This window comes from Pseudomonas sp. S3_B11, from assembly GCF_054667715.1.
Window position 1 is genome coordinate 1848990 of the sequence record NZ_CP162749.1, and the last position, 25424, is coordinate 1874413.

The following is a 25424-nucleotide window of genomic DNA, read 5'->3' on the forward strand; positions in this document are numbered from 1 at the left end:
GCGATGACGGCGGCACACTCAACATCTGAGCTGCCTGACACACCGCTATCGCGAGCAAGCTCGCTCCCACACTTGACCGAGTTGCGTTTGAAAAGGTGCAAGCATGACCACAACACGACTGACCATGGCCCAGGCCCTGGTGAAATTCCTCGATAACCAGTACATCGAGGTCGATGGCGTTCAGAGCAAGTTTGTCGCCGGGGTCTTTACCATTTTTGGCCACGGCAACGTGCTGGGCCTGGGCCAGGCGCTGGAGCAGGACAGCGGCGACCTCGTAGTCCATCAGGGCCGTAACGAGCAAGGCATGGCCCATGCCGCCATCGGTTTTGCCAAGCAGCATCTGCGGCGCAAGATCTACGCCTGCAGCTCGTCGGTGGGCCCCGGTGCGGCGAACATGCTGACCGCAGCGGCCACCGCGACAGCCAATCGCATTCCGTTGCTGCTGTTGCCCGGCGATGTCTACGCCAGTCGCCAGCCAGACCCGGTGCTGCAGCAGATCGAGCAGTTCCATGACCTGAGCATCAGCACCAACGATGCCTTCAAGGCCGTGAGCAAATACTGGGATCGCATCAACCGCCCCGAGCAACTGATGACTGCTGCGATCCATGCGATGCGCGTGCTGACCGACCCGGCCGAAACCGGTGCGGTGACCCTGGCCTTGCCCCAGGACGTGCAGGCCGAAGCCTACGATTACCCGGATTACTTCCTGCAAAAACGTGTCCATCGCATTGACCGTCGCCCGGCCACTGAAGCGATGCTCGGCGATGCCCTGGCGCTGCTCAAGGGCAAGCGCCAGCCGTTGATCATCTGTGGCGGCGGCGTGCGCTACGCCGGTGCCAACGCCGCGTTGCAGGCCTTTGCCGAGCGCTTCGACATTCCGTTCGCCGAGACTCAGGCCGGCAAGAGCGCGGTGGTGTCCAGTCACCCGCTGAACGTCGGCGGTGTCGGCGAAACCGGTTGCCTGGCGGCAAACCTGCTGGCCAAGAAAGCCGACCTGATCATCGGTATCGGCACCCGCTACAGCGATTTCACCACGGCATCGAAATGGCTGTTCCAGCACCCGGATGTACAGTTCCTCAACCTCAACATCAGCCCGTGCGATGCGTTGAAGCTCGACGGCGTGCAATTGCTGGCGGACGCCCGTTCGGGACTGGAGGCATTGTCCGCTGCGATGGGCGACTATCGCGCCGAATGGGGCGGGCAGATCGCCGATGCCAAGGTCCAGCTGGACGCGGAAGTGGACCGGATCTATCAGGCGGATTTCCAGGCCGAGGATTTTGTCCCGGAAATCAACGATCACATGGACCCGGCGGTATTTCGCGAATTCATCGAACTCACCGGTTCCTGCCTGACCCAGAGCCGCGTGCTCGGCACCCTCAACCAGACCCTGGCGGATGACGCGATCATTGTCGCCGCCGCTGGCAGCCTGCCCGGCGACTTGCAGCGCAGCTGGCGCAGCAAGGGCGTGAACACCTATCACGTCGAGTACGGTTATTCGTGCATGGGCTACGAGGTGAATGCGGCGCTGGGGGTGAAGCTCGCCGAGCCCGACAAAGAGGTCTACGCCCTGGTGGGCGACGGCTCCTACATGATGCTGCACTCGGAGCTGGCGACCTCGATCCAGGAGCGACGCAAGATCAATGTGGTGCTGCTGGACAACATGACCTTCGGTTGCATCAACAACCTGCAAATGGAACACGGCATGGACAGCTTCGGCACCGAGTTCCGCTTTCGCAACCCCGAGACGGGCAAGCTCGATGGCGGTTTCGTGCCGGTGGACTTCGCCATGAGTGCCGCGGCCTATGGCTGCAAGACCTACAAGGTCAAGACCCTCGATGAGCTGCACACGGCCCTGGCCGATGCGCGGCGCCAGAGCGTCTCGACGCTGATCGATATCAAGGTTTTGCCCAAGACCATGATCCACAAATACCTGTCGTGGTGGCGGGTCGGCGTGGCGCAGGTGTCCACCAGCGCCCGCACCGATGCGGTCGCCAAGACCCTCAACGAACGACTGGCCAAGGCCCGTCAATACTGATTGCCCCAACACTACGAAAGGAGTTTTTCATGTCTTTGAAGCTGGGCGTCATCGGCACCGGGGCCATCGGCCAGGACCATATCCGTCGTTGCAGCCAGACCTTGCTCAACAGCCAGGTGGTGGCGGTGACCGACATCAACCTGCAACAAGCGGCCAAGATCGTTGCCGATCTCAAGCTGACCGCCGAGGTCTACCCCGACGGTCATGCATTGATCAAGGCGCCGGACGTGGAGGCGATCCTCGTCACCTCCTGGGGCCCCAGCCACGAAGAGTTCGTGCTGGCGGCGATTGCGGCGGGCAAACCGGTGTTCTGTGAAAAGCCCCTGGCCGTCACGGCCGAAGGCTGCCGCAAGATCGTCGAGGCTGAAATCGCCCACGGCAAGCGCCTGGTGCAGGTCGGTTTCATGCGCCCTTACGATGAAGGTTATCGCGCGCTGAAGGCGGTGATCGACAGCGGCCAGATCGGCGAACCGCTGATGCTGCATTGCGCCCACCGCAACCCGAGCGTGGGCGAAAACTACAAGACCGACATGGCGATCACCGACACCTTGATCCATGAGCTGGATGTGTTGCGCTGGCTGCTGGCCGATGACTACGTGTCGGTGCAGGTGGTGTTTCCGCGCAAGACCAGCAAGGCCCTGGCCCATTTGCGCGACCCGCAGATCGTCCTGCTGGAAACCGCCCGGGGCACGCGCATCGACGTCGAAGTGTTCGTCAACTGCCAGTACGGCTACGACATCCAGTGCGAAGTGGTGGGGGAGACCGGCATCGCCAAGCTCCCTGAACCGTCCCAGGTGCAATTGCGCAGTGGCGCGAAACTGTCGAATGCGATCCTGATGGACTGGAAGGACCGTTTCATCGCGGCCTACGACGTCGAATTGCAGGCCTTCATCGACGGCGTGCGCGCCGGGCAGGTGGGCGGGCCGTCGGCCTGGGATGGTTTTGCCGCAGCGGTGGCGGCGGATGCCTGTGTCCAAGCGCAGCAGAGTGGGCAGATCGTCAAGGTCGAACTGCCCGAGCGCCCGCGTTTCTACGGCTAACACCGTCCAAAAATGTGGGAGCGAGCTTGCTCGCGATAGCGGTGGGTCAGTCGACATTACTGCTGGAGGATCCGCCGCCTTCGCGAGCAAGCTCGCTCCCACAGTCGACCGCGTTTCCCCTGAAGGTACTCGGTCAAATTGTGGGAGCCGAGCTTGCTCGCGATGGCGGTGGATCAGCTTGCATTGATGCTGAATGTGCCGCCGTCTTCGCGAGCAGGCTCAGCTCCCACAGGGACTGCATTCAAACCGTGATCTAAGGAGTTTTCATGCGAATCGGACTAGTGGGCTACGGCAAGGGCGGGCGGTTTTTTCATGCGCCGCTGATCAGCAGCCTGCCCGGGGCTACGTTCGTCGGCGTGGTGACCCGGTCTGCCGAGCGGCGCCAGCAACTGGCGAGTGATTATCCGCACGTCCAAGCCTTTGACTCCCTCGAAGAATTGGTCGCAGCGGGCGTTGATGCGGTGGTGGTGTCCACGCCGCTGGACGGTCGCCCGGAGGTGGTGATGCAAGCCATCGAACTCGGCGTGGCGGTGGTCAGCGACAAGCCTTTTGCCTGGGATGCAGCACAGGCCGAGGCGATGGTGATGGCCGCCGAACAACACAACGTGCCGTTGAGCGTGTACCAGAACCGCCGCTGGGATTCGGATTTCCTGACCTTGCGCAAACTGCTGGCGTCAGGCGCCCTGGGGCAGGTCATTCGTTTTGAATCCAGCGTCGAGCGCTATTCGCCGGCCTCGGTCGGCAAAGGCAGCGGTGGCGGGTTCCTGCGCGATTTGGGCAGCCACCTGGTGGACCAGGCGCTGCAACTGTTCGGGCCGGTGGAGCGGGTCTACGCCGAGCTGGACTACCGCCAGCCCGGCCAGGTGTTCGACAACGGCTTCTTCATGTCCTTGACCCATGCCAGCGGCGTGATTTCCCACTTGAGCGGCAATTGCGTGCAAAACGCAGCGCGCCCGCGCTTTCGGGTCAACGGCACCCAGGGCTGCTATACCGTTGAAGGCCTGGACGGCCAGGAAGCCCAGGCGCTGGCGGGCCTGAGCCCGGCGACTGAGGGTGAACACTGGGGCGCTGAAGAGCATCGGCGCTGGGGCTGGTTCGAACACGGCACCGAGCGCGAGCGGGTGACCTCGGAGCGTGGCTGCTGGCTGGCGTTCTACCAACACCTGCAAACCGCGTTGCAGGGCGCTGGCCCGCTGCCGGTGGAGGCCCGTGATGCATTGGCGACCACGCGCATTCTTGATGCCGCCAGGCAGAGTGCCGAGCAGGGCGAAGTGGTGCGTTTATCGACGCCTGTCGGCCATGGAATAAAAAACGAATAAAATTCTAAAATTAGTTGATGTGGAAAATATTTTCCAATAAAGTCAATTCCAGGTTACCGACAATCCTGTCTGTCTCCCGCCAAGCCAGCCTTGAACGGATGCCAGACGAAACAAAAACAAGAAACACAGCTAGGTACCGTCGATGAAAACCTTCAGCCGCTCTGCGTTTCACCTGCCACATCTGCTGCGCCTGTCCGCAGTTCTCCCCCTGTTCGAATCCCTGTGTATCCAGCGTAACGGCGCCGTGGTGTGTTGCATGCCCGGCGCGCCCATCGTGCGTTTGCCCCGTTCCTGATCCGTCACGCCTTATCCATAAAACCAACAAAAAAGTGGAGAAAGACCGTTCATGAAGACCAAGACCCGTATCGCCTCGCTGGCTCTGTCGTTGATGCTCACCAGCGGCGCTGCCCTGGCGGACCTGAAGATCGGCGTCAGCATGTCCCAGTTCGATGACACCTGGTTGACTTACCTGCGCGAATCCATGGACAAGAAAGCCAAGTCCCTGCCGGACGGCGTCACCCTGCAGTTCGAAGACGCGCGCAGTGACGTGGTCAAGCAACTGAGCCAGGTGGAAAGCTTCATCAGCCAGAAAGTCGACGCGCTCATCGTCAACCCGGTGGACACCGCCGCGACCCAGCGCATCACCAAGGCCGCCGTGGCCGCCGGTATCCCACTGGTTTATGTCAACCGCCGTCCGGATGATCCGAAGTTGCCAGAAGGCGTGGTCACCGTGGCCTCCGATGACCTGGAAGCCGGCCGCATGCAGATGCAATACCTGGCCGACAAGATGGGCGGCAAGGGCGACATCGTGATCCTGCTGGGCGACCTGGCCAACAACTCCACCGCCAACCGCACCAAGGGCGTCAAGGAGGTGCTGGCCAAATACCCCAACATCAAGATCGAGCAGGAACAGACCGGTACCTGGTCCCGGGACAAGGGCATGACCCTGGTCAACGACTGGCTGACCCAGGGCCGCGAGTTCCAGGCCGTGGTGTCCAACAACGACGAGATGGCCATCGGCGCCGCCATGGCCCTCAAGCAAGCGGGCACCAAGAAGGGCAGCGTATTGATTGCCGGGGTCGATGGCACGCCGGACGGCTTGAACGCGATCAAGAAGGGCGAGATGGCCGTCTCGGTGTTCCAGGACGCCAAGGGTCAGGCCGACGGCTCGATCGATACGGCGGTGAAAATGGTCAAGAAACAACCGGTCGAGCAGTCCGTCTGGGTGCCGTACCGCCTGATCACGCCGGAAAACGTCGATCAGTTCAAGTGACGTTTGAAGTACCGGTCCCACCACAACAATAAACAGGCAAGGTTGCAACGCCGACCTTGCCGAGGGAGTACCTGATCATGTTCGCTTCAGCGACTGCTTCGAGCGCCCCGGCGATGACTTTCCGGCCGGACGCAATACCTGATGAACCGTATCTGCTGGAAGTCGTCAATGTCAGCAAAGGCTTTCCCGGCGTGGTGGCCCTGTCCGATGTACAACTGCGGGTACGCCCCGGTTCCGTACTGGCCCTGATGGGCGAGAATGGCGCGGGCAAATCCACCTTGATGAAAATCATCGCCGGTATCTACCAGCCGGACGCCGGCGAACTGCGCCTGCGCGGCAAGCCGGTGACGTTCGACACGCCGCTGGCGGCCTTGCAGGCCGGCATCGCGATGATCCATCAGGAACTGAACCTGATGCCCCACATGAGCATCGCCGAAAACATCTGGATCGGTCGCGAGCAGCTCAACGGCCTGCACATGGTCGACCATGGCGAGATGCATCGCTGCACCGCCCGCCTGTTGGAGCGCCTGCGTATCAAGCTCGACCCCGAGGAGCAGGTCGGCAACCTGAGCATCGCCGAGCGGCAGATGGTGGAGATTGCCAAGGCCGTGTCCTACGACTCCGACATCCTGATCATGGACGAGCCGACCTCGGCCATTACCGAGACCGAAGTCGCCCACCTGTTCTCGATCATTGCCGACCTCAAGTCTCAGGGTAAGGGCATCATCTACATTACCCACAAAATGAACGAGGTGTTTGCCATCGCCGATGAAGTGGCGGTGTTTCGCGACGGTGCCTACATCGGCCTGCAACGGGCCGACAGCATGGACGGTGACAGCCTGATTTCGATGATGGTCGGGCGCGAACTGAGCCAGTTGTTCCCGGTACGGGAGCAACCCATCGGCGATTTGGTGCTGTCGGTGCGCGACTTGAGCCTGGACGGCATCTTCAAAGGCGTGTCCTTCGACCTGCATGCCGGGGAGATCCTGGGCATCGCCGGGTTGATGGGCTCGGGCCGGACCAACGTGGCCGAGGCGATTTTCGGCGTGACCCCGAGTACCGGCGGCGAAATCCTGCTGGACGGCCAACCGGTGCGCATCAGCGACCCGCACATGGCCATCGAGAAAGGCTTCGCGCTGTTGACCGAGGACCGCAAGCTCAGTGGCCTGTTCCCGTGCCTGTCGGTGCTGGAAAACATGGAGATGGCCGTGCTGCCCCATTACGTGGGCAACGGCTTCATCCAGCAGAAAGCCCTGCGCGCCTTGTGTGAGGACATGTGCAAGAAGCTGCGGGTCAAGACCCCGTCGCTGGAACAGTGCATCGACACCTTGTCTGGCGGCAACCAGCAGAAAGCGTTGCTGGCCCGCTGGCTGATGACCAACCCGCGCATCCTGATCCTCGACGAGCCGACCCGTGGCATCGATGTCGGTGCCAAGGCCGAGATCTACCGGCTGATTTCCTACCTCGCCAGCGAAGGCATGGCGGTGATCATGATTTCCTCGGAGCTGCCGGAAGTACTGGGCATGAGCGACCGGGTCATGGTGATGCACGAAGGCGACCTGATGGGCACCCTCGACCGCAGCGAAGCGACCCAGGAACGAGTCATGCAATTGGCTTCAGGCCTGTCCTGATGCCCGTCAGTCCAGATAAAAAAGGTGAATGGTTATGAACGCGATACTGGAAAACAAACCCGCGGCCGCACCGGCCAGGGCACGCCGGCGACTGCCGACGGAACTGAGTATCTTCCTGGTGCTGATCGGCATCGGCCTGGTGTTCGAAATGTTCGGCTGGATCATGCGCGACCAGAGTTTCCTGATGAACTCCCAGCGCCTGGTGCTGATGATCCTGCAAGTGTCGATCATCGGCCTGCTGGCCATCGGCGTGACCCAGGTGATCATCACCACCGGTATCGACCTGTCGTCCGGCTCGGTGCTGGCGCTGTCGGCGATGATTGCCGCCAGTCTGGCCCAGACTTCTGACTTCGCCCGGGCGGTGTTTCCCTCCTTGACGGACTTGCCGGTGTGGATACCGGTGGTGGCGGGGCTCGGCGTAGGGCTGCTGGCCGGGGCAATCAACGGCAGCATCATCGCCGTTACCGGTATTCCGCCGTTCATTGCCACCCTCGGCATGATGGTCTCGGCCCGTGGCCTGGCGCGCTACTACACCGAAGGCCAACCGGTGAGCATGCTGTCCGATTCCTATACCGCCATCGGGCATGGGGCGATGCCGGTGATCATCTTCCTGGTGGTGGCGGTGATCTTTCACATCGCGCTGCGCTACACCAAGTATGGCAAGTACACCTACGCCATCGGCGGCAACATGCAGGCGGCGCGCACATCAGGCATCAACGTCAAGCGCCACCTGGTGATCGTCTACAGCATTGCCGGGTTGCTGGCGGGGTTGGCCGGCGTGGTGGCCTCGGCGCGGGCGGCGACGGGGCAGGCGGGCATGGGCATGTCCTATGAACTGGACGCGATTGCCGCGGCCGTGATCGGCGGCACCAGCCTGGCGGGCGGGGTGGGGCGCATCACCGGCACCGTGATCGGGGCGCTGATCCTTGGGGTGATGGCCAGCGGTTTCACCTTTGTCGGTGTCGATGCCTACATCCAGGACATCATCAAAGGGCTGATCATCGTGGTGGCGGTGGTCATCGACCAGTACCGCAACAAGCGCAAACTCAAACGCTGAGCCCCGGGAAGTTGTGACAAAGCGCCACGCCTGACCCGCGTGGCGTTGCCATTTGTCTTCTGAATACAGCTATTGCACCGAATTTCTTGTTATAAACGCACTCCGATGACTGCCAAAAGCCTGTCAGAGAACATTTGAAGGGGTTGTCGGACATTTTCCCTATGTTTTCAGTTGCTGAGGCCTCGACTCGGCCTTAGACTGCCGCCCCTCGTAAATTGAGTGCCGGGTGGCGCTTGGAATCGGCGGCGCCTTCCTGATGAGCGTGGCAGCTGCGCTGCGGGACGCTCCATAATTCGCCTTAATGCACGTTTTTTTATAGAGATATCAATGACAAAGGAAAAGTTGCTGGCCATGCCGGCGGATGACTACATGAATGCCGAGCAGCTGGCTTTCTTCACCAAGCTGTTGCAGAACATGAAAGTCGAAACCCACGAGCGCATCGAACAGAACCGAATCGCCATTGAGAGCCTGGACACCCCGGCTGACCCGGCGGACGCTGCTTCCGTAGAAGAAGAGCGTACCTGGCTGGTCAACGCCATCGATCGCGACCAGCGCATGCTGCCTCAGTTGGAGCAGGCCCTGGACCGCATCAACGACGACAGCTTCGGCTGGTGCGACGACAGCGGCGAGCCGATCGGCCTCAAGCGCCTGCTGATCAGCCCGACCACCAAGTACTGCATCGAAGCCCAGGAACGTCACGAACAGATCGACAAGCACCAGCGTCAGGCCTGATTCGGGTTTTCCAAAAAAAGATCGCGACCTTTTGACGAAGGCCGCGATCTTTTGCTTTCGCCCGTGCTCGTTCGTCTACTCCCGTTGATCTGCTGCAAGAACGCGACTAATGGACCATGGATAATGGCTCTGTAGTGGCGTTTAATGCGGTTATAACAACGAGAATGTGGGTGACGAACATGGCGACAGACGGAACGCTGACGGGTGCGGTGCCGGCCTCGGTACCTGAGACAAAAAGCACGGCGCGCTGGCTGACGCCGACCTTGCAGAGTCTCGCCCTGGCATTGCTGGTGTGCGGCATGGCCCTGGGCGGCTGGTCGCTGTACCTGGGCCTGCCGCTGGTCATGCTCATCGTCTGGTTGCCGCGCCTGCGTTCGCGCGTGGCCGCGGCGCCCGCACTCGCGACCGACGCACTGGCCGAGCTGACCCGCGACCTGTCCTACACCACCAGCCATAACGCGCTGTCAGCGGCCGGTGTCGCCTATTCGGTCAAGCAACTGGCCGGCAAGGTCCAGTCCCAACTCGACGCGGCGGCGCAGATCGTCAGCAATGCCGAATCGATGATCGCCACCGAGCAAGCCACTTCGCAACTCAGCCAGCAAGCCCTGAGCGCCGCCAGCGAGGCCCATCGCAGCAGCCTGGCCGGGCGCAGCGAGCTGGTGGAGTCCATCAGCCGCATGCACCAGCTCAGCCAGCGCGCAAACGACAGCCGCGAGTTGATCGAGGCCTTGAGTGTGCGCAGCGATGAAATCCAGCGGGTCAGCCTGGTGATCCAGTCGATCGCCAGCCAGACCAACCTGCTGGCGCTGAACGCGGCCATCGAGGCGGCGCGGGCCGGAGAGCATGGCCGTGGGTTCGCGGTGGTGGCCGATGAGGTTCGTGGCCTGGCCGGGCGCACGGCTGCGGCGACCGGCGAGGTCGGGGTGATGGTGGCCGACATCCAGCAGCGCACCGCCCAGGTGGTGGAGCAGATTCGTCAACTGGCCGCTGACCTGGACATTGGCGTGCAGCAGGTTGAGCATACCGGCCAGCATCTGGAAAACATCGCCCGGCTCGCCGCCGGCGTCGAAACCCAGGTCAGCGCCATCGCCGAAGGCACCGACACCAATCGCGAACAACTCGACAGCCTGTTCCACGCCATCGAGCAGATGCGCGGCGATCTGTCCATCAGCGACCAGCAGACCCAGCGCCTGGCCGAGGCGGCCGTGCAAATGGAAGGTCAGGCCGAAACCATCAGCGAACGCCTGGCCGAGGTGGGCCTCGACGATTATCACCAACGGGTCTACGACCTGGCGCGGGAAGGGGCGAGCCAGATCGCTGCGCAGTTCGAAGCCGATATCGACCAGGGCCGTGTCAGCCTGGAGGACCTGTTCGACCGTAACTACCAGCCGATACCCAATACCCAGCCAGCCAAATTCCAGACCCGTTTCGACCGTTACACCGACCAGGTACTGCCAGCGATCCAGGAGCCCTTGCTTGCCCGGCATGAGGGCCTGGTGTTTGCGATTGCCTGCACCCAGCAGGGCTACGTGCCGACCCATAACAAGGTCTTCAGCCAGCCGCTGACCGGCGATCCCCAGGTGGACACGCTGAATAACCGCACCAAGCGCAAGTTCTCCGACCGCACCGGGATCCGCTGCGGCAGCCACCAGCAACCTGTACTGCTCCAGACCTACACCCGCGATACGGGGGAGTTGATGCACGATCTCTCGGTTCCGATCATGCTCAAGGGACGTCATTGGGGTGGTTTGCGCCTGGGCTACAAACCCGAGAAGCCGCGCTAGGCTGTGGGAGCAAAGCTTGCTCGCGATGCAGGCGCCTCGGTTCCCTGGAAAACCGCGTCGTCTGCATCGCGAGCAAGCTTTGCTCCCACAGGTAAATCCCCCTCGCCACAAAAAGCGGTGGTGGCTCTTGAGGCTACTTGCCGTCGTGCAGACGCACGTTCAACTGATCCACCAGCACCGCCTCTTCGCCGTCGGCGAGCAGCCATTCCCGGAGCAGGTCTTTTTGCTGGTCCGACCAGAAATCGGCCTCCACCAGCTTGATCTCCGGGGCCAGCGGGTGGGCGATGATGAAATCGTCGATGGCCTTGTCGTCGGAGGGCAGGCCCAGTTGGTCGAACAGGGTCTTGAGTTCGTGGGAAGGTTGTTCCATGGGAGTCTCCTTTTGGCGGGGCACCGTCGTGGCGCCTCGGTGCTTCCCTTTATCTGAGGCAAGCGGTCATCAGGAGTTCGATCGGGCTCAGGCTTTCAGGGCCCCTTCATCCACGGCGGCCTTCAACGCCTTGGCGGCTTCCCTGGCAGCCTCGGCAGCGATCTCCGCAGTCTTGAACCAGCGATCCTTCTCGACCTGGTGGCAACTGACGGTAGTCAAGGGTGGCTTGGCGCGCATAACGATGACGGCCTGGAACTCGCCTTCGACTTCTCTGGCTTCGCCCCGGATAAAAAATTCGCCGATATCAAATTCCGTCACGTCGCGCCTTCTCCTCGAAGTCATGCTATGGGTGCGCGATCCGTCGATGGGCGACGGCTTCGCTGGGCGGGCAGTATGGCAGCAGTTGCCCGTCGACGGCTGAGTTAAGTCATGGACGGGCATAGATGAGCTCAGGCGCTGTGTTCGAGACGCCTGGCCAGGCAGCAGGCTTCGTTATGATCGGTTCGGAATCCTCTTACACGTCCGGTCGATGTTTCCTCAATGTGAAAAAAACACTTACCGGCCAGAACCACCCGATAACGCGGCTGTATCAACGAAATAGGCAGGCAATCGACCCCGTCGAAGCTGTCAGCTGTATCGACGATGCAAGGTGGGAAGGGGTGGGGCAGGGTTGTGAAAGTGGCCATGTGAATTCCTTTTCTATGGTTTACCGACGAATTGCCGAGTACTTCGAGTAGTCTCCACGCCTTCGGCTGCTCTAGAATCGGCAGTGTCGTGTGGACGGCTGCGCCTATCTAAAGCAATTTTTTTTGGGCTTGATGTCAGAAAAATGCTTTTTTAAGTGAGAAATTTCCCTAAAGTTAGTAGTCCCATCTTTTCCGATGCTCAGAGTGGCTTTTTCCTTCAGCCTCTGGCGACCCCCCGGGAAAGACGGCGAGAGCGGCAACCTTTAGTCTGCTCTCGGCCCGGGACAGGGCGCGCCGTTCACTTCGAATTTCAATTACAGGTCCATTACGACACTACAGTCGGCACGGGTTCTCGTGGTCCGTCCTTTGTGCAGGGCGGGCCTTTTTCAAAAATGGGGATGTTTCCTTGGCAGTAAGTAATCTCGACATGCATGCGTTATTCGTACTTGGTGACCTGCGGGCAAAACTGGTCAAACTCTTCCAGTCACGTTTCGTCTACATCACCGAGCAGACCGCCGAAGGTATTTATGTCGCCGAAATCGACACCGAGTCGGCCCTGGTGGTCGATGACAAGCCCAGGCTCGAACTCAAGGTCGGTGATCATTTTCGCGCAGCGGTGTTGCCCAGCCGCGAAGGTGGCAAGTTTGAAATCCGCTTTCGCGAAATCAAGCTGACAGTCTATGGCCTTGGCGATTACGCCTTCGTCACGACCCCCGGTGGTCAGGCAATCCTGTTCAAGGAAGGCCACAGCGTGGTGACCGTGTTTGCGGCCAACGAACAACTGCAAGAAGGCTTGACCAAGACCCTGAAGGCGGTCACCGCCAAGGCCGCCAAGTGGCGCAAGGGCGAACTGGTGACCTTCAAGGCCAGCGAGTGATCGCTTCCGGACCGCTGAAAAGCGCGTAGGCATCGGGCTTGCGGGGGGCTGTGCGCCCAAACCGCTGACAGTTTCGCAAGATCTCGCTGGAACCTCGGCTACAGTCAATTGACTGAACTATTCAGGGCTTGCGTTCGGTTACGCAGGGCCGTTCAGCTATTGCTGTATCTGGCATGAGGTGCAAAGCATGAAACGAGTTCGACAGTGGCTGGCTGCCTGGGCCACCTTCGCGGTGTTGGTTTCACCCCTTCCGGCGTCGGCCGCCACAGCGCCGATCCACTTTGCCGACTTGAACTGGGAAAGTGGCAGCCTGATCACCGATATCCTGCGGATCATCGTCGAAAAAGGCTACGGGTTGCAGACCGACACATTGCCGGGCACCACCATTACCCTGGAAACCGCCCTGTCCAATAACGACATCCAGGTGATCGGCGAGGAGTGGGCCGGCCGCAGCCCGGTGTGGGTCAAGGCCGAGGCCGAAGGCAAGGTGGTCGCCTTGGGCGATACGGTCAAAGGCGCGACGGAAGGCTGGTGGGTGCCCGAGTACGTCATCAAGGGCGACCCGGCCAAGGGCATCAAGCCCCTGGCGCCGGACCTGCGCAGCGTCGAAGACCTGACGCGCTACAAGCATGTGTTCAAGGACCCGGAGAGCCCCGACAAGGGTCGCTTCCTCAATAGCCCCATTGGCTGGACTTCCGAGGTGGTCAACAAACAGAAGCTCAAGGCGTATGGCCTGTCTGACAGCTACGTGAATTTTCGCAGCGGTTCGGGGGCGGCGCTGGATGCGGAAATCAGCTCGACGATCCGCCGGGGCAAGCCGATCCTGTTTTATTACTGGTCGCCCACGCCACTGCTCGGGCGCTTCAAGCTGGTGCAGTTGCAAGAGCCGCCGTTCGATGCCGAGGCCTGGAAAACCCTGACCGACGCCGATAACCCCAACCCGAAGCCCACCCGTTCACTGGCCTCGAAACTGTCGATTGGCGTCTCTGCCCCGTTCCAGAAGCAATACCCGGATATTGCCGAGTTCTTCAGCAAGGTCGATTTGCCCATCGAACCGTTGAACAAGGCCCTGGCCGACATGAGCGAGAAGCGCACCCCGCCCCGCGAAGCCGCCGAGGCGTTCCTCAAGGCGCATCCGCAGGTCTGGCAGGCCTGGCTGCCCAAGGAGGTGGCGGACAAGGTCTCCGCCGGTCTGTAGGGCAGCGCGCGTGCCGGCAGGTTGAACTCTTGATCCTGGGCAATGAGTCATTCGCTGGAAACTGGCAACCTACGCCCGTCCAGCGAAATGCCAAATTCAAGCTAGGATGATTGTTCAACCTTTTTCAGGAGGCTGGCGAATGACGCTTTTATTGGCTCGGTCGCTGGTCGCAGTGTTTGCGACCATCAGCTTGATTCATATGTATTGGGCCCTGGGTGGGCGGTGGGCGACCAAGGCAGTGGTGCCTCAGGTGCCGGTGAAGCAGGGGGAGGCGTTGCGACCGGCGTTCGATCCCTCGGGCTGGCTGACCTTGCTGGTGGCCCTGGCACTGCTGATGGTGGCGCTGCTGGTGTGCCTGCGGGTCGGCCTGCTGGCGCAGCCGGTCACCCATCGGGCGTTGCAGTGGCTGATCAGCGCGATTGCCTTGCTGATGTTCGCCCGGGCCATTGGCGAGTCGGAGCTGGTGGGCTTCTTCAAGGAGGTCAAGGACTCGACATTTGCCAGGCTCGACACCTGGGTCTATTCGCCATTGTGCGTGGTGCTTGGGGCCGGGTTGCTGGCGGTGGCGTGGACCTGAGTTTCATATCGATTGTTCCCACGCTCCTGCGTGGGAACGTCGCCAGGGACGCTCCGCGTTCCGCTTCTGGAAGGTGACGCAGAGCGTCACGGGATGCATTCCCACGCGGAGCGTGGGAACGATCAACGTATCTGTCAGTCGTTTCGGCGACTGCTCACTTCCGCCGGCACATCATCCCCAGCCATGCGCTTGCGGAACAACGCCGCTCGGGCCAGCAGCAGGGTGGTCACCGGGACGGTGATGGACAACAGGATCGGTATCAGCCAGGCGTGCAACACCGGCCCGGATTTGAGCGCCGAAAAATACACGATCGAAGCCAGTGCCACGCACCAGGCGCCCAGTGTGGATGCCAGGGCCGGAGGGTGCATGCGCTGGAAGTAATCCTTCAACCGCACCAGGCCGATTGCCCCGGCCAGGGCGAAGAGGCTGCTGAGCACCAGCAGGATCGCCACCGGGATTTCCACCCACATCGACAGTTCGCCGGTCATTCGATCACCTCGCCCCGCAGCAGGAACTTGGCCAGGGCAAACGAGCCGACGAAGCCGAACAGGGCGATCAGCAGCGCCGCCTCGAAATAGGTGTCACTGGCATAACGGATGCCCAGCACCAGCATCATCAGCATCGCCACGATGTACAGATAGTCCAGGGCCAATACCCGGTCCTGGGCCGAGGGTCCCTTGAACAGCCGCCACAGGGTCAACACCATCGCCAGGGAGAACAGGAACAGGCTCAACAGGATCGCATTGGACAGCAAGGGGCTCATTGGAAAATCTCCATCAACGGGCGCTCGTAGGTGGCCTTGAAATGCGCGATGAATGACGCCTCGTCTTGCAGATCGAATACATGCATCAGCAGGATGCTGCGGTCCAGGGCCAGTTCCGACCAGACCGTCCCCGGAATCACCGTGGTGATCATCGACAGCGCGGCCAGGCCGTTGGCGTCGTGCAGGTCCAGCGGCACCTTGATGAACCGCGAGCGAGGCGGGCGGCGGCCAGCGTTGAGCACCCCCCAGGCCACCGCCACGTTGGACACCAGCACATCACGGCCCACCAGCAGGAACAAGCGCAACACCACCCATGGTCGGCGGATACGGATGGGCCGTGGGCGCAACGGGCGCATCAGCAACGGGGCCAGGAAGCCCAGTGCAGCGCCGAGCAGCAGATGGCCGGCGCTGACGGACACGTTCAACACCAGCCACAGTAACCACAGCGCCAGGGACAACCACGGGGCGGGAAACAGGCACTTCATGGCTGCACCTCCGACAAGGCGGCGCGGGTCTCTGGGTTGGGCACGGCGCGGGTGGCGAGTACCGACATCACATAATGTTCCGGGTTGTTCAGCGCATCGGCAGCGGATTGGGTGTAGCGCAGCAACGGCTCGGCCTTGAAAGTCAGGGCGATGCCCAGGCCCAGCAAAAGGATGATCGGCAGGCATTCGAACGGCCGCAGCAACGGCGATGGGCGTTCCTGGGGCGTCCAGAAACGTTGGATGCCTAGGCGTGAAAAGGCAATCAGCGAGGCCAGCCCCGAGAGGATCAGCAAGGCCAACAGGCCCCACGCCTGGTTTGATACCGACTCCCCGCCGCTGGCTCCGAAGCCTTGGGGATTGAGCAAGGCGCTCAGCAGGCTCAGCTTGCCGATGAACCCCGACAACGGCGGCATGCCGATAATCAACAGCGCACAGAAGATAAAGCTCAAGCCAAGGAAGGCCATGGTCCAGGGAATCACTTGCCCGACCACGGCTTTCTGCTCGTCATCGAGGTTGATGCCCTTGGGTGGCTGCAAGGATTCCAGCGGTCGCGGCAACGTGTCGAAGTCGTCGTCCAGGGCCAGTTCATTGGCCGAGCGCGAGCGTTCGATCAGCTCGGCCAGCAAGAACAGCGCGCAGAGCGCCAGGGTCGAACTCACCAGGTAAAACAGCGCCGCGCCCACCAGGTTGGGTTGGGCGAAGCCGATGGCCGACAACAGGATCCCGGCCGAGACCAGGATGCTCAGGCTCGCCATGCGCTCCAGGCGTTGGGCCGCCAGAATGGCGATGGCGGCGCAGACGATGGTCGCCATGCCGCCGTAGACCAACCAGTCGGCGCCGAAATACGCCGAGGCGCCGGCCTGGCCGGAGAACAGCAACGTCCACAGGCGCAGGATCGTGTAGACGCCGACCTTGGTCATGATCGCAAACAGCGCCGCCACCGGTGCGCTGGCGGCACTGTAGGCCGGCACCAGCCAGAAGTTCAGCGGCCACATGCCGGCCTTGGCCAGGAACGCCACCGCAAGGATGCCTGCGCCGGCGTGCAGCAAGCCGCGGTCGGCCTCCGGCACCAGCGGGATTTTCAGGGCCAGGTCGGCCATGTTCAACGTGCCGGTGACGCCATAGATCAGCGCTGCGCCGATCAGGAACAACGACGAGGCCAGCAGATTGATGGAAATGTAATGCAGGCCCGACGACACCCGCGCCCTGCCCGAACCGTGCAGCATCAAGCCGTAGGAGGCCGCCAGCAATACCTCGAAAAACACGAACAGGTTGAACAGGTCCGCCGTCAGGAAGGCGCCGTAGAGGCCCATCAGCTGGATCTGGAACAGCGCATGGAAACTCGCCCCGGCGCGGTCCCAGCGGGCCATGGCGAAGAGCAGGGCGCTGACGCCGATGATGCCGGTCAGCACCAGCATCAGCGCCGACAGGCGATCGACCACCAGGACAATGCCGAACGGCGCCTGCCAGTTGCCGGGCAGGTACACACCAATGGACGCGGGCAGGGCCTGGTCCTGGGTCCAGTACAGCAACAGCACGGCGATGCCCAGGCCCAGCAGGCTGGAAAGCAGATTGATCCGTGCCTTGAGCGGGCGGTGTTTCTCGCCCAGCATCAGCATCAACGCAGCGGTCAGCAGCGGCAGCAGGATGGGCGCGGCGATCAGATGGGGCGTCAATATCATTCCTTGGGCTCCCGACCGTCCACATGGTCGGTGCCGGTCAGGCCCCGGGACGCCAGCAGCACCACCAGGAACAGCGCGGTCATGGCGAAGCTGATCACGATGGCGGTCAGCACCAGCGCCTGGGGCAGCGGGTCGGTGTAGTGCAGAAGGTCCTGGGGTACGCCGTCCTTGATGATCGGTTCCTTGCCGATGAACAGGCTGCCCATGCTGAAGATGAACAGGTTGACGCCGTAGGACAGCAGGCACAGGCCCATGACCACCTGGAAGGTCCGTGGCCGCAACACCAGCCAGACACCGGAGGCGGCCAGTACGCCGATTGCGATTGCGATGACTTCTTCCATCAGGCGGTGGCTCCTTTGACGGGGGCGACGGGTTTGGCTTGCAGGCCAGGCTTATGGGCCCGAACCGATTGGTGCGCCAGGGCGGTGAGGATCAGCAGGGTGGAGCCGACCACCACGGCGTACACGCCGATGTCGAAAAACAGCGCGCTGGCCACATGGAGATCACCCAGCAGCGGTAATTCAAAATGCCAGGTGTGGGTGGTCAGGAACGGATAACCCACGGCCATCGCCCCCAGGCCCGTGGCGGTGGCGAACAACAGCCCGGTGCCCATCCAGCGCAGCGGTCGCAGGCTCATTTGCGCCTCGACCCACTGGGTGCCGGCAACCATGTACTGCAGGATGAACGCCACCGACATCACCAACCCGGCCACGAAGCCGCCACCGGGTTGATTGTGGCCACGCATGAACAGGTAGAACGACACCACCAGGGCGATCGGCAGCAGCAGGCGCACCAGCACCGACGGCACCATCATGAAACCCAATGCGGTGTCGCTGGCATGGCGCGGGTTGACCAGGTCGGTGACCACGTCCGGCGCCAGCAGGCGCTGTTGTGCCGGCAGCTGCATGCTTTCCTTTGGCGGGCGGAAACGCCGCAGCAGGGCGAACACCGCCAGGGCCACCGCCACCAGCACGGTGATTTCCCCGAGGGTGTCGAAGCCGCGGAAGTCCACCAGCATCACGTTCACCACATTGCTGCCGCCGCCTTCGGGCAGGGCCCGGCTCAAGTAGAACGAAGAAATGTCGTTGGGCGTCTGGCGCGTGAGCATCGCATAGGACAACAGCGCCATGCCGCCGCCGACGGCGCTGGACAGCAGCAAGTCCCGCAGGCGCCGGATGCGCGCGCGCCGCTCGCTGTTGGGCAGAGGCGAGACGTCCTCGATCCGCCGTGGCAGCCAGCGCAGGCCCAGCAGGATCAGCACGGTGGTGACCACTTCCACCACCAGCTGCGTCAAGGCCAGGTCGGGGGCGGAGAACCAGACGAAGGTCACGCAGGTCATCAGGCCGCAGACGCTGACCATGGTCAGGGCCGCGAGCCGGTGGTACTTGGCCTGCCAGGCCGCGCCCAGGGCACAGGCGATTGCCAGCAGCCACAGGGTGACGAAGACGATGGAGCCGGGGATCTTCGGCCGGTCGCCCCAGACCAGCGTGCTGTGCAGCATCGGGATCAGCCCGGCGAGCACCGCAGCGAGGACCAGCCAGAACAACTGGGCCTGCAGGCGGCGGGTGCTGATCCGTTGTTCCAGGCGCCGGCCCTGGCGCATCATCAGCACCAGGCAACGTTCGAACAGGCGCTTGCCGCTGAGTCGGCCAATGAACGGCGGGTGCGTGATGTACCCTTGCCGGAACTGATTGCGCAGCAGCAGGTACAGGACGATGCCACCGGACATGGCCACCAGGCTCATGATCATCGGTGCATTCAGGCCGTGCCAGATTGCCAGGCTGTACTGCGGCAGCGTGCCGCCCACCACCGGCAACGCGGCGGCCGCGAGCAGCGAGCCGACCACCTGGGCCGGAAAAATCCCCACCAACAGGCAGGTGAACACCAGCAACTCCACTGGCGCTCGCATCCAGCGCGGTGGTTCGTGAGGGGTATGGGGCAGGTCGGTGGCGGTGGGGCCGAAGAACACATCCACGGTGAACCGCAAGGAGTAGGCGACGCTGAAGGTCCCGGCGATGGTGGCGATGATCGGCAGCGCCAGTTCGACCCAGGCCGTGGCGGAAATGAACACGGTCTCGGCGAAGAACATTTCCTTGGACAGGAAACCGTTGAGCAACGGCACCCCGGCCATCGCCGCGCTGGCGACCATGGCCAGGGTCGCGGTGAACGGAATCAGCCGTACCAGGCCGCTGAGCTTGCGAATGTCGCGGGTGCCGCTTTCGTGGTCGATGATCCCGGCGGCCATGAACAGCGACGCCTTGAAGGTGGCGTGGTTGAGGATATGAAACACCGCCGCCACGGCCGCCAGTGGACTGTTCAGGCCCAGCAGCAGGGTGATCAGCCCGAGGTGGCTGATGGTGGAGTAGGCCAGCAGGCCCTTGAGGTCGTTCTGGAACATCGCGCAGTAGGCGCCAAGCAGCAACGTACAGGCCCCCGCGCCGCCGACGATGTAGAACCATTCTTCACTGCCCGACAGCGACGGCCATAACCGCGCCAACAGGAACACCCCGGCCTTGACCATGGTCGCCGAGTGCAGATACGCCGACACCGGCGTGGGGGCTGCCATGGCATGGGGCAGCCAGAAGTGGAACGGAAACTGAGCGCTTTTGCTCAAGGCGCCGATCAGGATCAGCGGCAACAGGATGGGGTAGAGAGCATGGGCACGGATCAGGTCGCCAGCGGCGAGGACCTTGTCCAGCTCATAGCTGCCCACCACATGGCCGAGCAGCATCACCCCGGCCAACAGGCAAAGCCCGCCAGCCCCGGTCACCATCAACGCCATGTAGGCACCGCGTCGAGCGTCGGCGCGGTGGTGCCAGTAACCGATCAGCAGGAACGAGAACAGGCTGGTCAGTTCCCAGAAAAACACCATCTGGATCAGGTTGCCGGAGATCACCAGCCCGAGCATGGCGCCCATGAACGCCAGGAAAAACGCGAAGAAGCGCGGCACCGGATCGTCCGGCGACATGTAGTAGCGAGCATACAGCGACACCAGCGTGCCGATGCCCAGCACCAGCAACGAAAACAGCCAGGCGAACCCGTCCAGGCGCAATACGAAATCCAGGCCCAGGCTGGGCAACCAGGTGTAGTGCTCGCGGATCACGCCACCGTCGGCAATCTGCGGGTACAGCAAGGCCACCTGAACCGTGCCGGCCAGGGCGACGAGGCCGGCCAGCAGTGATTCGGCGTTACGGGCGTTATGCGGCAGCAGCGCCGCGACACAGCTGCCGATGAAGGGCAAAAGCAATAGAACTATCAGTGACATAGGCTTCTATTCGGCGGGAGGTTGTGAGGGATCATACGTGGCGTATTCCCGATCACCAACCGTGAGGGTGTCGCAGAATCCTACAAGGGAGGTGGAGTTTTCTTACTTTGCGCCCTACACATCACCCGTGGCGAGGGAGCTTGCTCCCGCTGGGCTTGTGTAGGAGCTGCCGAAGGCTGCGATCTGTTGATCTTTGATTTTTCGCTTGAGACTCAAGTGTCTGGGGAAAGATCGCAGCCTCGTTGCACTCGACAGCTCCTACACAGGTTCAATCACCGGCCTCACTGCTCGCGCTCAAGCCCCTCATCCACCTCGACAACCCCTTTGCTCCGTGTCTTCAGCTCACTGACGATCACCGCCGCCACGATCAGTGCCGCGCCGAACAAGGCAATCGCTGGCAGCCGTTCGCCCGCCAGGCGCCCGGCGATGCCGGCCCACACCGGCTCGCCGGCATAGATCAGCGTGGCGCGGGTCGGCGAGACGCTTTTCTGTGCCCAGTTCATCGCCACCTGGATCGCTGCGCTCGCGGCGCCCAGGCCCACGGCGCTGACCAGCAGCAACATGGAAAAATCCGGGATCTTTTCCTGGGTCGGCACCACCATCAGGAAGGCCAGCACGGCGGTGCTTGCCAGTTGCACCACGGTCACCCGGCGCACATCGACCTGGCCGGCATAGGCGCTGATCAGGATGATCTCGGCGGCGATTGCGATGGCGCTGATCAACGTGGCGATTTCACCGGGGCTGAAATTCAGCGAGGCCCCGGCCGGGCCCGACACCAGCATCAGCCCGGTGAACGCCAGCATTATGCCGAGGCTGGGCATCAAGCCAGGCCGACGGCCCAGCACCAGCCATTGCAGCAAGGGCACGAATGGCACGTATAACGCGGTGATGAACGCCGACTGGCTGCTGGGGATGGTTTGCAGGCCGACGGTCTGCAGGCCGTAGCCGAGCATGATCGCCACGCCGATGAAGCACCCGGCCTTGAGTTCGAACAGCGTCAGCTCGCGCAGATGCTTCCAGGAGAACAGCGCGACAAACGCGGCCGCGGCGGCAAAGCGCAGACCGACGAAAAACATCGGCCCACTGACCGTCATGGCATGCTGCACCAGCAGGAAAGTCCCACCCCAGATCATGGTAATCAGCACCAGCACGCATTCGGCCTTGCTGAACCTTGAGAAACGGGGGGAAGCTTGTGGGGAATTCACCGATGCCATGACCTTGCGCGCTACTTGAGGCGGACGCACAATGCGCCCGAAGTTGGGCAGTATAATGCGCAACCCAGCCATGTGAGCAATATAGTGCACAAAGAATCCGGCCAGCGGGCGTCCGTCCTGCAACACGTCAGCCAGAACGTCCGTCGTCTGCGGCATGCCGCCGAGCTCAGCCAGACGGCGCTCGCCGAGCTGTCGGGGGTCAGCCGGCGAATGCTGGTGGCCATCGAGGCCGGCGAAAAAAACGTCAGCCTGACCACCCTGGACCGGGTCGCCGAAGCCCTGGACGTGGCCTTCAGCGACTTGATCCAGGCCCCCGACGCCCGCGACCCGAGTCGCATCAACGAACTGGCCTGGGCCGGGACCATTGCCGGCAGCAAAGCCGTATTGCTCGCCAAGGCCACCGCCAGCCGCGAGGTGGAACTCTGGGAGTGGCGCCTGGAGCCCGGCGAGTATTACCCTTCAGAGCCCGACGCCGACGGTTGGAGCGAGCAACTCTACGTATTCGAGGGCTGCCTGACCCTGCTGTTGGGCAGCGAGGAACGCCGGATTGGTGCCGGTGAGTTTTTCATGTTTGCCAGCAACCAGCCCCATGCCTATCGCAACGATGGCCCGGTGGCGGCGAGATTCGTACGCAACGTGGTGATTTGATTCCTGGAGAGCGGTATGGACACAGCGCTGGAGCGACATGAGCAGGGCATCACCCGGGAGGCCGATATCCTGATCATCGGGGGCGGCCTGAGCGGTGCCATGCTGGCGGCACAATTGCTGCGCTTGCCGGGCCGTCGCGAAGTGCTGATCGTCGAGCCGCGCAGCGAACTGGGCCGGGGCGAGGCCTATAGTGCGGTGGAACTTGGCCATACCTTGAACGGCAACGCCGCGCGGATGAGCGTCGACCCGGACAACGCCGATGACCTGACCCGATGGCTCACCGCGTTCATCGAGGCCGGCGGCTGGCCCGAGGCGGATCAACAGCACGTGCCGATCAGCGAGTTGTTCCCGCCTCGGGGGATGTTTGGCCTCTATGTGCAGCAGCGCCTGGCCGAGGCTCGCGAGTTGGGCGCACAAAACGGTTCGACCGCCGAGCACGTGCGCGGCGAGGCCGTGGACTTGCGGGTTGTCGACGATGCCGTAATGCTCACGCTGGATGACGGCCAGTTGTTGCGCGGGCGTTTCGCGGTGCTGGCCACCGGCATGTTCCCGGCGGCACGCACCCCGCAAACCGAATCCAGCGGCTTGAATGCCGCGGCCCTGGACCCTTGGGATGTGGCTGCGATGCGCCAGCTCGATCCGCAGTCCACGGTGCTGATCATCGGCTCGGGGCTGACCATGGTCGATGCCGTCGTGTCCCTGGAGCAGGCCGGGCACCGTGGCCCGATCGAAGTGTTTTCCCGCCATGGTTTGTTGCCCCATGTGCGCCGCCAGCCACCCGCCTGGGTGGATTTCCTCGCCGACGATCACAGCCTGCGGTCACCACGCCAATTGATGCGAGCCCTGCGCGAGCAATGCCGTCAGGCCCAGGCCCAAGGCATCGATTGGCAGGCGCCGCTGGACACGGTGCGTGCTCACATCGGGCGTTTGTGGAACCAGGCCAGCGATGTACAACGCCGGCAGTTCGTCCGGCATGTACGGCCGTGGTGGGAGAGCCATCATCATCGTTCGCCACCGCTGAGCGCCGAACTGGTGGCGCGTCTGCACGAAGAAGGGCGATTGCGGATCCATGCGGCGTCGTTCAAGGGGCTGGCGTCCTCTGCCGAGGGCACGCTGGGTATTACCATCCGCCGCCGGGGCGAGACCGGGCTGACGGTGGTGCAGGGCGCGGCGCTGATCAACTCCAGCGGCATCGAATATGACTGGCGCCGGGTTGCACGGCCGTTGCCGCAACAGTTGCTGGCCCAGGGGCTGATCCAGCCCGGGCCGCTGGCCCTGGGCATCGCCGCGCGTGCCGATGGCGCGGTGCTGGACGCCCAAGGCGAGCCTGCCGAGCGCCTGTTCGCCATGGGCCCGCCACTGCGCGGAATGTGGTGGGAAAGCACCGCCGTGACCGATGTGGCGAGCCAGGCCAAGGCGCTGGCCGTGCGTTTGGTTGAACTGCAATCCCAAGATTGAAGTTGGACACTCCCTGTGGCGAGGGGATTTATCCCCGCTGCGTGGGAGCAAAGCTTGCTCGCGATGCAGGCGCCTCGGTTCCCAGGGAGACCGCGTCATCTTCATCGCGGGCAAGCCTTGCTCCCACAGGTGGGAACGATCGTTATGAGCGGTTTGCTCAGCAGGTCATTGCTCGCTGACCTTGACCCAACGCTCCTCCCGCGCCGCCACACGAATCGCCGCCGCCAGCCGCTCCACTTCCCAGGCCTCTTCGAAGTCCGTCCCGCTGCCGCCTTCGCCTGCGAGGGTCATCACCAGTTCATGCACTTCCAGGGTCTTCAATTCGTTGTACCCCAACTGGTGCCCGGCGGCCGGGCTGAACGCGGCGTAACCCGGCAAATCCGGACCGGCCAGCAGGCGCTGAAAACCTGCCTGGCCGACGCGACACAGGCGCAGTTCATTCAGTCGTTCCTGATCGAACGCCAGGGTGCCGAGGGTGCCGCTGATCTCGAAGCTCAGGTGGTTCTTGTAGCCGTGCTTGAGCCAGCTGCTGCTCACCGTGCCCCGGGCGCCGTTGGCGAAACGCAGCAGCCCGAGGACCTGGTCATCCACCGCGATGGCGCGTTGTTCGGCATTGCCCGCACCGGCGGGGCGTTGGCGGTGCACGGTCTGGCTGTCGGCGCACACCGCCTCGACATCGCCCAACAAGTGCCGGGCCATGGCCAGCAAGTGGCTGCCCAGGTCTGCCAGTGCGCCGCCGGCGTGGGCCGCTTCGCAGCGCCATGACCACGGCGAGGCGGGGTCGGCCATGAAGTCTTCGCTGAATTCGCCCTGGAAACTGATGATCTGTCCCAGTTCGCCGCGCTGGATCATGTCCCGCGCCTGTTGAATGATCGGGTTGTGCTGGTAGTTGTAGCCGACCCTCGTCACCACCCCGGCCGCCTTGGCCGCCTGGCGCATCTGCTCGGCCTGCTCCAGGGACACCGCCAGGGGCTTTTCACAATAGACCGGCTTGCCCGCTGCCAACGCTGCCATGGCCATGGGGAAGTGCAGGTGGTTGGGCGTGGTGATGGCGATCAGGTTGACCTTCGGGTCGTCGATCAGTTGTTGCCAGTCGCTGTGGGCCGTCTCGAACCCCCAACTGTGGGCGCATTGCCGGGCACGCTGCGGATCGGCGTCGGCCAGGGCCGCCAGCTTCAGGTTCAGGGGAAGGTCGAACACCGCCTTGGCATTGTGGAACGCCAAGGCATGGGCACGGCCCATGAAGCCGGTGCCAATCAGACCGATGCCGAGTTCACGCATGATGAAGAGCCCTTTGAATTGTTATTTTCAGGAGGGCTATTTATGGAAT

The 25424-nt window shown here is 62.7% G+C and carries 25 protein-coding genes; 14 read left to right on the plus strand and 11 right to left on the minus strand.

Annotated features, from left to right (window positions below; all coding sequences use genetic code 11):
• The first annotated feature begins 103 nt into the window (after nucleotides 1-103).
• From iolD to AB4O22_RS08690, 9 genes are all read left to right on the plus strand, one after another.
• Nucleotides 104-2035, plus strand: coding sequence for a 3D-(3,5/4)-trihydroxycyclohexane-1,2-dione acylhydrolase (decyclizing) (gene iolD / locus AB4O22_RS08650; protein ID WP_460096136.1), 1932 nt, complete (start codon nucleotides 104-106; stop codon nucleotides 2033-2035).
• Between the two features lie 29 nt (nucleotides 2036-2064).
• Nucleotides 2065-3075 carry a bifunctional inositol 2-dehydrogenase/D-chiro-inositol 1-dehydrogenase gene (locus AB4O22_RS08655; RefSeq protein WP_003202870.1) on the plus strand — a complete coding sequence of 337 codons (1011 nt, stop codon included), beginning with the start codon at nucleotides 2065-2067 and terminating at the stop codon, nucleotides 3073-3075.
• Nucleotides 3076-3341: 266 nt separating this feature from the next.
• The gene (locus AB4O22_RS08660) at nucleotides 3342-4394 is read left to right on the plus strand and encodes a Gfo/Idh/MocA family protein (protein WP_223472962.1); all 1053 of its coding nucleotides are present in this window, start codon (nucleotides 3342-3344) and stop codon (nucleotides 4392-4394) included.
• A 142-nt stretch (nucleotides 4395-4536) separates the two neighbouring features.
• Nucleotides 4537-4689: a hypothetical protein gene (locus AB4O22_RS08665; protein WP_460096137.1), complete on the plus strand. Its 153-nt coding sequence runs from the start codon at nucleotides 4537-4539 to the stop codon at nucleotides 4687-4689.
• A 51-nt stretch (nucleotides 4690-4740) separates the two neighbouring features.
• Nucleotides 4741-5667: a sugar ABC transporter substrate-binding protein gene (locus AB4O22_RS08670; RefSeq protein WP_214512667.1), complete on the plus strand. Its 927-nt coding sequence runs from the start codon at nucleotides 4741-4743 to the stop codon at nucleotides 5665-5667.
• A gap of 77 nt (nucleotides 5668-5744) precedes the next feature.
• Complete coding sequence (locus AB4O22_RS08675; protein ID WP_003202863.1) at nucleotides 5745-7298, plus strand: sugar ABC transporter ATP-binding protein; 1554 nt, start codon at nucleotides 5745-5747, stop codon at nucleotides 7296-7298.
• 34 nt (nucleotides 7299-7332) lie between these two features.
• A complete protein-coding gene (locus AB4O22_RS08680) occupies nucleotides 7333-8355 on the plus strand; it encodes an ABC transporter permease (RefSeq protein ID WP_003202861.1) in 1023 nt (340 codons plus the stop codon).
• Between the two features lie 327 nt (nucleotides 8356-8682).
• Nucleotides 8683-9087 carry a TraR/DksA family transcriptional regulator gene (locus tag AB4O22_RS08685; protein ID WP_003202859.1) on the plus strand — a complete coding sequence of 135 codons (405 nt, stop codon included), beginning with the start codon at nucleotides 8683-8685 and terminating at the stop codon, nucleotides 9085-9087.
• A 179-nt stretch (nucleotides 9088-9266) separates the two neighbouring features.
• Entirely contained in the window at nucleotides 9267-10871 is a 1605-nt protein-coding gene (locus AB4O22_RS08690; protein WP_460096138.1) for a methyl-accepting chemotaxis protein, read from the plus strand.
• 133 nt (nucleotides 10872-11004) lie between these two features.
• On the opposite strand, the gene AB4O22_RS08695 is transcribed toward AB4O22_RS08690, so the two are convergent.
• The 3 genes from AB4O22_RS08695 to AB4O22_RS08705 all read right to left on the minus strand — a co-directional run bounded on the left by AB4O22_RS08695 (nucleotide 11005) and on the right by AB4O22_RS08705 (nucleotide 11927).
• Entirely contained in the window at nucleotides 11005-11241 is a 237-nt protein-coding gene (locus tag AB4O22_RS08695) for a DUF2789 family protein (RefSeq protein WP_003202855.1), read from the minus strand.
• Between the two features lie 87 nt (nucleotides 11242-11328).
• Entirely contained in the window at nucleotides 11329-11559 is a 231-nt protein-coding gene (locus AB4O22_RS08700) for a hypothetical protein (protein WP_003202853.1), read from the minus strand.
• Between the two features lie 131 nt (nucleotides 11560-11690).
• A complete protein-coding gene (locus AB4O22_RS08705; RefSeq protein ID WP_411740652.1) occupies nucleotides 11691-11927 on the minus strand; it encodes a hypothetical protein in 237 nt (78 codons plus the stop codon).
• A gap of 427 nt (nucleotides 11928-12354) precedes the next feature.
• On the opposite strand from AB4O22_RS08705, the gene AB4O22_RS08710 reads away from it, so the two are divergent.
• From AB4O22_RS08710 to AB4O22_RS08720, 3 genes are all read left to right on the plus strand, one after another.
• Nucleotides 12355-12804, plus strand: coding sequence for a hypothetical protein (locus tag AB4O22_RS08710; RefSeq protein ID WP_003202850.1), 450 nt, complete (start codon nucleotides 12355-12357; stop codon nucleotides 12802-12804).
• A 187-nt stretch (nucleotides 12805-12991) separates the two neighbouring features.
• Entirely contained in the window at nucleotides 12992-14002 is a 1011-nt protein-coding gene (locus AB4O22_RS08715) for an ABC transporter substrate-binding protein (protein ID WP_460096139.1), read from the plus strand.
• A 139-nt stretch (nucleotides 14003-14141) separates the two neighbouring features.
• The gene (locus AB4O22_RS08720; RefSeq protein ID WP_223470547.1) at nucleotides 14142-14579 is read left to right on the plus strand and encodes a DUF3995 domain-containing protein; all 438 of its coding nucleotides are present in this window, start codon (nucleotides 14142-14144) and stop codon (nucleotides 14577-14579) included.
• 134 nt (nucleotides 14580-14713) lie between these two features.
• On the opposite strand, the gene AB4O22_RS08725 is transcribed toward AB4O22_RS08720, so the two are convergent.
• The 7 genes from AB4O22_RS08725 to AB4O22_RS08755 all read right to left on the minus strand — a co-directional run bounded on the left by AB4O22_RS08725 (nucleotide 14714) and on the right by AB4O22_RS08755 (nucleotide 22060).
• Entirely contained in the window at nucleotides 14714-15067 is a 354-nt protein-coding gene (locus AB4O22_RS08725; RefSeq protein ID WP_214512672.1) for a Na+/H+ antiporter subunit G, read from the minus strand.
• On the minus strand, nucleotides 15064-15342 hold the full coding sequence (locus AB4O22_RS08730; RefSeq protein WP_003202841.1) for a K+/H+ antiporter subunit F: 279 nt from the start codon (nucleotides 15340-15342) through the stop codon (nucleotides 15064-15066). The genes AB4O22_RS08725 and AB4O22_RS08730 overlap by 4 nt, the downstream gene beginning before the upstream one ends.
• Nucleotides 15339-15827, minus strand: coding sequence for a Na+/H+ antiporter subunit E (locus AB4O22_RS08735; RefSeq protein ID WP_223470549.1), 489 nt, complete (start codon nucleotides 15825-15827; stop codon nucleotides 15339-15341). The genes AB4O22_RS08730 and AB4O22_RS08735 overlap by 4 nt, the downstream gene beginning before the upstream one ends.
• Nucleotides 15824-17509, minus strand: coding sequence for a monovalent cation/H+ antiporter subunit D (locus tag AB4O22_RS08740; RefSeq protein WP_028237599.1), 1686 nt, complete (start codon nucleotides 17507-17509; stop codon nucleotides 15824-15826). The genes AB4O22_RS08735 and AB4O22_RS08740 overlap by 4 nt, the downstream gene beginning before the upstream one ends.
• Nucleotides 17506-17850, minus strand: coding sequence for a Na+/H+ antiporter subunit C (locus tag AB4O22_RS08745; protein WP_003202835.1), 345 nt, complete (start codon nucleotides 17848-17850; stop codon nucleotides 17506-17508). The genes AB4O22_RS08740 and AB4O22_RS08745 overlap by 4 nt, the downstream gene beginning before the upstream one ends.
• A complete protein-coding gene (locus AB4O22_RS08750) occupies nucleotides 17850-20774 on the minus strand; it encodes a monovalent cation/H+ antiporter subunit A (protein WP_460096140.1) in 2925 nt (974 codons plus the stop codon). Before AB4O22_RS08750 ends, AB4O22_RS08745 begins: the two co-directional genes overlap by 1 nt.
• A 281-nt stretch (nucleotides 20775-21055) precedes the next feature.
• Complete coding sequence (locus tag AB4O22_RS08755) at nucleotides 21056-22060, minus strand: DMT family transporter (RefSeq protein ID WP_223470617.1); 1005 nt, start codon at nucleotides 22058-22060, stop codon at nucleotides 21056-21058.
• Nucleotides 22061-22072: 12 nt separating this feature from the next.
• Between AB4O22_RS08755 and AB4O22_RS08760 the strand changes: the two genes are divergently transcribed.
• Nucleotides 22073-22636 carry a helix-turn-helix domain-containing protein gene (locus AB4O22_RS08760; protein ID WP_003202826.1) on the plus strand — a complete coding sequence of 188 codons (564 nt, stop codon included), beginning with the start codon at nucleotides 22073-22075 and terminating at the stop codon, nucleotides 22634-22636.
• 15 nt (nucleotides 22637-22651) lie between these two features.
• Nucleotides 22652-24094: an FAD/NAD(P)-binding protein gene (locus AB4O22_RS08765; protein ID WP_039012297.1), complete on the plus strand. Its 1443-nt coding sequence runs from the start codon at nucleotides 22652-22654 to the stop codon at nucleotides 24092-24094.
• Between the two features lie 165 nt (nucleotides 24095-24259).
• On the opposite strand, the gene AB4O22_RS08770 is transcribed toward AB4O22_RS08765, so the two are convergent.
• Nucleotides 24260-25375 (minus strand): Gfo/Idh/MocA family protein, encoded by a 1116-nt coding sequence (locus AB4O22_RS08770; RefSeq protein ID WP_039012295.1) that lies wholly within the window; start codon nucleotides 25373-25375, stop codon nucleotides 24260-24262.
• Nucleotides 25376-25424 lie beyond the last annotated feature (49 nt).

Bases quoted from the DNA above. Each gene is read 5' to 3' on its own strand.
- AB4O22_RS08720 (WP_223470547.1), top strand. From the start codon at position 14,142: ATGACGCTTTTATTGGCTCGGTCGCTGGTCGCAGTGTTTGCGACCATC.
- AB4O22_RS08730 (WP_003202841.1), bottom strand. From the start codon at position 15,342: ATGAGCCCCTTGCTGTCCAATGCGATCCTGTTGAGCCTGTTCCTGTTC.
- AB4O22_RS08690 (WP_460096138.1), top strand. From the start codon at position 9,267: ATGGCGACAGACGGAACGCTGACGGGTGCGGTGCCGGCCTCGGTACCT.
- AB4O22_RS08655 (WP_003202870.1), top strand. From the start codon at position 2,065: ATGTCTTTGAAGCTGGGCGTCATCGGCACCGGGGCCATCGGCCAGGAC.
- AB4O22_RS08680 (WP_003202861.1), top strand. From the start codon at position 7,333: ATGAACGCGATACTGGAAAACAAACCCGCGGCCGCACCGGCCAGGGCA.
- AB4O22_RS08670 (WP_214512667.1), top strand. From the start codon at position 4,741: ATGAAGACCAAGACCCGTATCGCCTCGCTGGCTCTGTCGTTGATGCTC.
- AB4O22_RS08745 (WP_003202835.1), bottom strand. From the start codon at position 17,850: ATGGAAGAAGTCATCGCAATCGCAATCGGCGTACTGGCCGCCTCCGGT.
- AB4O22_RS08715 (WP_460096139.1), top strand. From the start codon at position 12,992: ATGAAACGAGTTCGACAGTGGCTGGCTGCCTGGGCCACCTTCGCGGTG.
- AB4O22_RS08705 (WP_411740652.1), bottom strand. From the start codon at position 11,927: ATGGCCACTTTCACAACCCTGCCCCACCCCTTCCCACCTTGCATCGTC.
- AB4O22_RS08750 (WP_460096140.1), bottom strand. From the start codon at position 20,774: ATGTCACTGATAGTTCTATTGCTTTTGCCCTTCATCGGCAGCTGTGTC.
- AB4O22_RS08695 (WP_003202855.1), bottom strand. From the start codon at position 11,241: ATGGAACAACCTTCCCACGAACTCAAGACCCTGTTCGACCAACTGGGC.
- AB4O22_RS08740 (WP_028237599.1), bottom strand. From the start codon at position 17,509: ATGATATTGACGCCCCATCTGATCGCCGCGCCCATCCTGCTGCCGCTG.
- iolD (WP_460096136.1), top strand. From the start codon at position 104: ATGACCACAACACGACTGACCATGGCCCAGGCCCTGGTGAAATTCCTC.
- AB4O22_RS08685 (WP_003202859.1), top strand. From the start codon at position 8,683: ATGACAAAGGAAAAGTTGCTGGCCATGCCGGCGGATGACTACATGAAT.
- AB4O22_RS08735 (WP_223470549.1), bottom strand. From the start codon at position 15,827: ATGAAGTGCCTGTTTCCCGCCCCGTGGTTGTCCCTGGCGCTGTGGTTA.
- AB4O22_RS08725 (WP_214512672.1), bottom strand. From the start codon at position 15,067: ATGACCGGCGAACTGTCGATGTGGGTGGAAATCCCGGTGGCGATCCTG.
- AB4O22_RS08765 (WP_039012297.1), top strand. From the start codon at position 22,652: ATGGACACAGCGCTGGAGCGACATGAGCAGGGCATCACCCGGGAGGCC.
- AB4O22_RS08675 (WP_003202863.1), top strand. From the start codon at position 5,745: ATGTTCGCTTCAGCGACTGCTTCGAGCGCCCCGGCGATGACTTTCCGG.
- AB4O22_RS08755 (WP_223470617.1), bottom strand. From the start codon at position 22,060: ATGGCTGGGTTGCGCATTATACTGCCCAACTTCGGGCGCATTGTGCGT.
- AB4O22_RS08660 (WP_223472962.1), top strand. From the start codon at position 3,342: ATGCGAATCGGACTAGTGGGCTACGGCAAGGGCGGGCGGTTTTTTCAT.
- AB4O22_RS08665 (WP_460096137.1), top strand. From the start codon at position 4,537: ATGAAAACCTTCAGCCGCTCTGCGTTTCACCTGCCACATCTGCTGCGC.
- AB4O22_RS08770 (WP_039012295.1), bottom strand. From the start codon at position 25,375: ATGCGTGAACTCGGCATCGGTCTGATTGGCACCGGCTTCATGGGCCGT.
- AB4O22_RS08710 (WP_003202850.1), top strand. From the start codon at position 12,355: ATGCATGCGTTATTCGTACTTGGTGACCTGCGGGCAAAACTGGTCAAA.